Source organism: Acidovorax sp. (genome assembly GCF_016783915.1).
Taxonomy (GTDB): Bacteria; Pseudomonadota; Gammaproteobacteria; order Burkholderiales; family Burkholderiaceae_C; genus Acidovorax.
This window is the reverse complement of the sequence record NZ_JADHVT010000012.1, coordinates 54,082-60,378: the sequence shown is the minus strand read 5'-3', so window position 1 is coordinate 60,378 and position 6,297 is coordinate 54,082. Positions and strand designations below refer to the sequence as shown.

Annotated in this window: 8 protein-coding genes; 3 read left to right on the top strand and 5 right to left on the bottom strand. The window is 59.8% G+C overall.

The window, feature by feature from the left end; all coding sequences use genetic code 11:
• A partial coding sequence (locus tag ISS20_RS23645; protein WP_366827632.1) for an IS3 family transposase occupies positions 1 to 99 on the top strand: 99 nt, incomplete at its 5' end.
• 84 nt (positions 100 to 183) lie between these two features.
• A complete protein-coding gene (locus ISS20_RS04710) occupies positions 184 to 885 on the top strand; it encodes a hypothetical protein (protein WP_291434177.1) in 702 nt (233 codons plus the stop codon).
• Between the two features lie 16 nt (positions 886 to 901).
• On the opposite strand, the gene ISS20_RS04705 is transcribed toward ISS20_RS04710, so the two are convergent.
• The 5 genes from ISS20_RS04705 to ISS20_RS04685 all read right to left on the bottom strand — a co-directional run bounded on the left by ISS20_RS04705 (position 902) and on the right by ISS20_RS04685 (position 4,425).
• On the bottom strand, positions 902 to 1,807 hold the full coding sequence (locus ISS20_RS04705; RefSeq protein WP_291434175.1) for a tyrosine-type recombinase/integrase: 906 nt from the start codon (positions 1,805 to 1,807) through the stop codon (positions 902 to 904).
• Positions 1,808 to 1,878: 71 nt separating this feature from the next.
• The gene (locus tag ISS20_RS04700) at positions 1,879 to 2,103 is read right to left on the bottom strand and encodes a DUF4224 domain-containing protein (RefSeq protein ID WP_291434172.1); all 225 of its coding nucleotides are present in this window, start codon (positions 2,101 to 2,103) and stop codon (positions 1,879 to 1,881) included.
• Positions 2,104 to 2,676: 573 nt separating this feature from the next.
• On the bottom strand, positions 2,677 to 3,441 hold the full coding sequence (locus ISS20_RS04695; protein WP_291434170.1) for a hypothetical protein: 765 nt from the start codon (positions 3,439 to 3,441) through the stop codon (positions 2,677 to 2,679).
• Positions 3,442 to 3,546: 105 nt separating this feature from the next.
• Positions 3,547 to 3,963: a helix-turn-helix transcriptional regulator gene (locus ISS20_RS04690; RefSeq protein WP_291434168.1), complete on the bottom strand. Its 417-nt coding sequence runs from the start codon at positions 3,961 to 3,963 to the stop codon at positions 3,547 to 3,549.
• Between the two features lie 30 nt (positions 3,964 to 3,993).
• Positions 3,994 to 4,425 carry a hypothetical protein gene (locus tag ISS20_RS04685; protein ID WP_291434166.1) on the bottom strand — a complete coding sequence of 144 codons (432 nt, stop codon included), beginning with the start codon at positions 4,423 to 4,425 and terminating at the stop codon, positions 3,994 to 3,996.
• A gap of 517 nt (positions 4,426 to 4,942) precedes the next feature.
• Between ISS20_RS04685 and ISS20_RS04680 the strand changes: the two genes are divergently transcribed.
• Positions 4,943 to 6,196, top strand: coding sequence for an Hsp70 family protein (locus tag ISS20_RS04680; RefSeq protein WP_291434164.1), 1,254 nt, complete (start codon positions 4,943 to 4,945; stop codon positions 6,194 to 6,196).
• Positions 6,197 to 6,297 lie beyond the last annotated feature (101 nt).

Sequence of the window (6,297 nt, the reverse complement as noted above, 5' to 3'; positions counted from 1 at the left end):
TTCTACAATCACCGCAGGCTGCATTCCTCGCTGGGCTACCTCAGCCCGATGCAGTACGAACAACGCTGGTACGAGGCACAGCGCAAAAAGGCCGCGTGAATCGTGGGTTAAGAACTACACGAAACAGGGGCAAGGTCACAGGTACTCCTGCTCGCCCTTGGGGTCTTTGGGTATTTCTACACGGTGCTCCCGGTCTATCAGAAGTCACTGCTAGACGAAGAGATCGCACAAAGAACGCTAGAACTGCGTGATCAGGAGAAGCGAGTTCGAGCTCTGAACGGGGCCATTCAAGCAAAAGAAGCAGAACTGGCGGCCAAAGATCAACAGGTTCTTGCCGCCCGCAATGAAGTCAGGAGCGCTCAGGTCGCAACGAATGCTGCGAAAAGTGAGGCACGATCTAACTACATTAAGCTGAGACAGGAACACCTGTTTACGGCGATGACGGAGTTGCGGCGGTGTGAGTCGCCCTTCGCGGACAAAGCACTGCGTGAGGAAGAGTTTGCAAAATGCCCAGCCGAAGTTATGCGTAGGATTGAGTATTTGCTAGCTGACTGGCGCAAAGAGGATGTGCGCCTCCTTAGCACTGTGATGACCGCTCAAGTGGGTGCGGCCGACTCGGAATACAAATCTCTGATCGCAGACCACAAGGAGCGGCTAAAGGTTGTCGTCGCCGAGATTGATAGTCTGGAAAAGCAGGAGGCAGCAGCGTCGACCTTGTCGCCAGCGGAGGCTGCCAGCACCAAGCTGAACCTACGACTTAAGTTAATAGGGGCGCAGTCAAATCTGACGAAGGTGCGGCTTGACTCAATACAACGCTATCGGAATCTTTTGGCGAAAGTGGCGCGCGAAGTATCCGACCGCTTTAATGAGAAAGCTGCGTTCTGAGAGTGATCAGAAAAGCTTAGCGAAGAGGTCTGACACGCTCGCCCATGCGTTGTTTTACATAGTGCTCCGTCATCTCACGATTCTTGTGCGCCAGAAGCTTTTGCGAGTGCGCGAGGTCGCCAGTGTCGGTTGCAGCCTTCGCCCGAATGTCCCGAAACTGAAAGTCCACCTTCGCCAGGGTGCGCGCCTTGTCAAAGCGTGAGCGCAGCGCCCCCTGGCTGAGCGGCTGGCCGTTCTCGTCCTGAATCAGAAACGTGCTGATAGCCTTCCTGGGGCGCTGGTTGATTCGTTCGATGACTGCCGCCAGCTCTCCCGTGATCTCAATACCCAGGCGCGCCCCGGTCTTGTTCTGCACAATCCACAAGGCCCCATCCCGAATGTCGGTGCGCTGGATCTTGAGCACATCGGCCGGGCGCTGGCCGGTGAGCAATGCAATGTCCATGGCATCCACCACGGTGCAATGCGCGTTGACCCGCACACGGTCGAATTCCTCATCGGTGACGTAGCGGGAGCGCCCCGTTTCCTTGAAGCCCTTCACGCCCTGGCAAGGGTTCTGCGCGGTGGTGAAGCCCCATTCCCTGGCCTTGTTGAAGATGTGCGAGAACAGGGCCTTCTCGCGGTTGGCGCGCACCTTTGCCACCTGGCCGCGCAGGTCCATGTACTGGCGGATATGCATGGGAGCGATGGCCTCGATGGGCATGTGTCCGAACACGCGCAGCAGGTTGGCGAGTTCCTTGTCGTTGTCGCGGCGGGTCTGCACGCTCTTGGTGGGGAACACCTCCCGCACATACCGCCTGGCCACCACCGAGAAAAGCCGCGTTGATTCGTCCTCGCGCACGCCTTCACGTTGTGCCCATAGGCGCAGGGCTTCGGCGCGGTCGTTGGAGAGCTTGGTCCATACACGGGGCAGGGTGCCGCTCACGTGATACCAGACGTTGCCCTTTCTGTGAAAGCGCGGCGGATCATCAAAATTGGACTCTCTACGCCGCCCCATCATGCCCCCTGCATTGCGCCGAAATTTGGCTGATAGGTGTGGGCTTCTGGCACACCGCAACCCAGCATCTTTTCGGCGTATTTGCGTGCCACGATGGCCCGGCGATTGCCATTGATCTCAAAGCGCCAGCCCTTGGTGCGCAGCCATTCCACCTGGCGGGCAGGCGTCTTGAAACCCGTGAGGGTTGCAAGTTCTTCGCCTGTGAGAAAAAGAGGGGATTCCACCGTGGATGCCTCATCAGTGTGCAGCGGCGCGAAGGCGTGAAAGGGCTTGCATGGCCTGGGTGGCGCGGGGTGAAACGGATGCTGCGGGGCTGGCTTTCGAATGCTGCGGTGGCCGAAGGGGAGGGGAGCACGTACCAATCGAGCTTGGCAATGCCCAAATCGAGCTTGACCATGATGGGAAGCCTCAGTGTGGTGTGTCGAAGGGGTTGGCTGAGCATCGGCGCCGATGGGGCGTTGTGGCCCCGCATCCAGTCCGCCACGGCTGATGAAAACCGTGCGGGGGTCCTGCCAGGTCAGGAGAAAACCGGCAGCGCGCCAGACGGCGACGTAGCCATCGAAGCACTGCAGCAGGCGGAAGCGCTTGCAAACTCCATTGGGAAGCGTGGCCCTGGCGATCCAGCCACCGCCGTCTGCCCGATCTGTCGCCCTGGCGGATGTGGTTCCCTCCCCCCCCACTCGCACATGCGTGCGAGCGGGTGCCCCGGTCGGCGCCTTGTGGCGCCACATCTGGGGGGAGCCGAGGGGCACACAGGCCCCCTGTTGATCAATGAGGTGGCGCATTGCCGCAGCGCCTCAACCGACCAAAGCGTGCAGCACCTCCACGGGCTCAGCGCGGCCCTTGCGGCGCGCCTGAGCCTCTTTGTCGTCGTGCACCGTGGCTCGCTGCACATCGGCCATTGCGGCCTGCAGCAGCTCGCCATGGGTTTTTGCATCAGCGGCGAGTTTGATCGGGTCGCCATCGGGCACCGCCACGGGGGCACGGCCCAGCAGCTTTGCGAACAGCAGGCCATTTTCGGCGAGCAGTTTTTGAATGGCGATCTGTTGTGCTTGGGCGGTTGCGTCGATGGAGGTGCTGAAAAGAACACCGCGCGAGAGCTTCCGTTCAAGCGCCGCTGTCAGGCTGGTCTCGTTGTCCTCGATGCACTCAAAGATGGCATCGATTTGCTTGTCGTTCAGGCTGGGATCAATGCGGATGTGATGCAGCTTGGACGCTATCGGGCGGGCTGGTTTTCCTTGGTTTTCCGAGGGGGAACCATCGGTTTCGCCCGTGGCGCTGGCCGTTTTGCCAACCACGCCTGCGGGAAAAACATCGCCACGCAATTTGGCTTTCGCGCCGGGGGTGTCCTTGTCGTGGAAGTCGTAACCCTCGCCCTCATAGAACTCGCGCAGGTCATCGAGGAACTGTGCGTCGGGCACATAGTTGCCCGTCTCGAAGCGCTTGAGCTTGTGCGCGGGAAGGTTGGATTTCTCAGCGGCCTGCGCCTGACTGAGGCCGAGGAAGTTACGCGCGGCGCGAGATGCGTTGGGAGAAAGCGCCAGTTCAGAGAAGTCGATCATGGAAGTTCCTTGTAAACATATCGAGCAAAATGCGCGATATGTGAACTATATGGAAAACTTCCGGGCAGTCAACCTATTTTGAGAAAAAAGTATCCAAAACGATCATTAAGTGTTCTTCACCTGCTCTAGCAACTGCAGGTAAGCCTCCTCCTGGTCTGGTGATTGCTCTAAGCCACCTTTCACCAAGCCCTCAGCGGTAACAACGTCCACCACCACTTCCATGATGCGCATTTCAAGCTCCAGGCGATAGGAGCTCATTGGATCAGTACGCTCGCCATAGACCAAGGTGGACAGCGGTAGTCGAACGGCGAAACTGATGAGCCGTATCTCTCGGAGTCCAGGCAGAGTTGACCCGTTCTCATAGCGCGATAAAGCGACGCGCGATACACCTGCGCCAGACGGATCGATTTCTTTTGTGAGCACGCTAAGTTGTTCAAGCGTTAGCTCTCTGGTTTGACGTGCAGACTTCAGCCTTTTAGCGAAGGTCCCGTCATCGAAAAGGTGTGGGTTGTCGATAGCCATTGGTTTTCAGTGTCAGGCGGTTTCGGAGTTTTACCACTTGCCTTTGGTGGCTTGGAGTGCAACGGCCTCTGCAAAACTTCTTACGATTTCGTGCTTTAGCCCGCTCGTGGGCAGTGCGATGCTTGCACCAGAATCCGAGAAAACCTCGAGCTGACCCCTGCGCGTTATGAAATAGCTGAAGAACAGGATCAAAGCGATAGCAGCGAATGTGATCCTGACAGGGTCTTGCGGCGTAGCGATAGTGCCTAGTGCGGCCAGACCGGCGAACACTAGTAGTAAGGGATAGGTTCTGGTAGTCACGGCACATCCGGACACTTTGGACAGCATGATCGACTTGTAAACCTGACCGCGCCCCACCTTCCCTTCGTATTTGACTCGGAAGTTTGTGAGGGTTAGTGCGCCGTCGTCCGAGGTCATCACGCAACGCTCGTCAGGCAGTAGGGTTGATTGAATCTGTGCCATATCTGTCCTCCAAGCTGGATCACACGTAGAAAGTGTAGTTGCAGCTTTGGTTGTGGCGTTGCCCCTTCGTGCGGGCACATGGGAATTTGAATGCGGGACGCCACCCATCTAATGATGACGCTGGCGAGGGGGCGCCGCTGTTGGCGCTGGGGTGCGGGATGATCAGGAAGCGCTTAACGCATGATCCGTCTACAAAAAGCTTGCGCACCACGGATACATGCGCCTTCCCGTGGCACAATCCCGCTCCCCTTTGTAGAGGGCTTTTTGTAGCAGGCCGTTGATTCGCAAGGATTTTTTGAGAGATTGAAAATCCTTGTGTCGGTGGTTCGATTCCGCCCCAGGCCACCAAACAAAAGCCCTTGATTTGCAAGAATCAAGGGCTTTTTCAATTCCGTGCCGCCAAAGCAGGGTCGCACCCTGCATTGCAGGTGCTGCATGCTGAAGTCCTGCGTTGCCTTGGTGCTGGCTGCCGCCTGCACCGCGCACCGCATTCCTTGTTGTCTCTCCCCACGTTCCCATGCCCCTTCTGCAGGACACCACCCTTGGTATCGACTTTGGCACTTCCAACTCTGCGATGGCGGTGCGCCAAGGCGCGGGGCCGTCGCGGATGGTGGCGCTGGAGGGCGACGCACACACACTGCCCACGGCGCTGTTCTTCAACGCCGAAGACCAGCGCACTCACTTCGGGCGCGATGCAGTGGCGCAATACCTGGCTGGCACGGAAGGGCGATTGATGCGCTCGCTCAAGAGTCTGCTGGGCAGTGCGCTGCTGCAGGACAAGACGGCGGTGCACAACCAGTTGATCAGCTACCAGGACATCATCGGCCTCTTCTTGCGGATGCTGGCGCAAAAGGCCCGCGACGAACTGGGTGGCATGCCCGGGCGGGTGGTGATGGGGCGGCCGGTGCATTTTGTGGATGGTGATGCCGAGCGCGATCAGCAGGCTGAGGATGCGCTGCGCCAGGCCGCGCTGTCTGCAGGATTCGAGAACGTGAGCTTCCAGTTCGAGCCCATTGCGGCCGCGCTGGACTACGAGCAGCGCATCGACCGGGAGTCGCTGGTGCTGGTGGTGGACATTGGTGGCGGCACCTCGGACTTCACCGTGGTGCGCCTGGGGCCCGAGCGCATGGCTCGCGCCGACCGCAGCAGCGATGTGCTGGCCACTACCGGCGTGCACATCGGCGGCACGGACTTTGACCGGCGCCTGAGTCTGGACCTGCTCATGCCGCTGCTGGGCTTTCGCCACATCGGCCCGTCGGGGCGGGAGGTGCCCAGCCGGGTGTTTTTTGACCTCTCGACCTGGCACCTGATCCAGTGGCTGTATTCGCCGCGCGCACTGCGCGACGCGCAAAATCTGCGCACCGACTATGCCGATGCCGCGCTGCACGCGAGGTTGATGCGAGTGCTCCATGAGCGGCTGGGCCACCGCCTGGCCAATACGGTAGAGCAGGCCAAGATCGCCGCTTCGCTGGCCGATGCCGAGGCGCCCATGTCCCTCGACTGGGTAGAGTCAGGGCTCAGCGCCTCCGTCACGCCGCCCGGGCTGGCGCAGTCCTTGGCGCAGCCGCTGGAACAGGTCGTGGCTTGCGCAGGTGACTGCCTGCAGCTTGCGGGCCTTGGCGATGGGAGTGTGGACGCGATCTACCTGACCGGGGGCTCGTCGGCGCTGCGGCCACTGCGCCGGGCGCTGCGCACGGCCTTCCCGGCAACCCCGCAAGTGGAGGGTGATCTGTTTGGCGGGGTGGCTGCGGGCCTGGCGGTTTCGCGGTAGTCACGCATCTTGGATTGCTAGCAATTGAATAGCGTTTGGGGCATGCTGCACTAGCGCTATCGCCCGAAAACATCGCAAACACCGCCCAGCAACATCTGGCG

Excerpts from the sequence above, each read along its gene's own strand:
- ISS20_RS04685 (WP_291434166.1), bottom strand. The coding sequence starts at position 4,425 with ATGGCACAGATTCAATCAACCCTACTGCCTGACGAGCGTTGCGTGATG.
- ISS20_RS04695 (WP_291434170.1), bottom strand. The coding sequence starts at position 3,441 with ATGATCGACTTCTCTGAACTGGCGCTTTCTCCCAACGCATCTCGCGCC.
- ISS20_RS04690 (WP_291434168.1), bottom strand. The coding sequence starts at position 3,963 with ATGGCTATCGACAACCCACACCTTTTCGATGACGGGACCTTCGCTAAA.
- ISS20_RS04680 (WP_291434164.1), top strand. The coding sequence starts at position 4,943 with ATGCCCCTTCTGCAGGACACCACCCTTGGTATCGACTTTGGCACTTCC.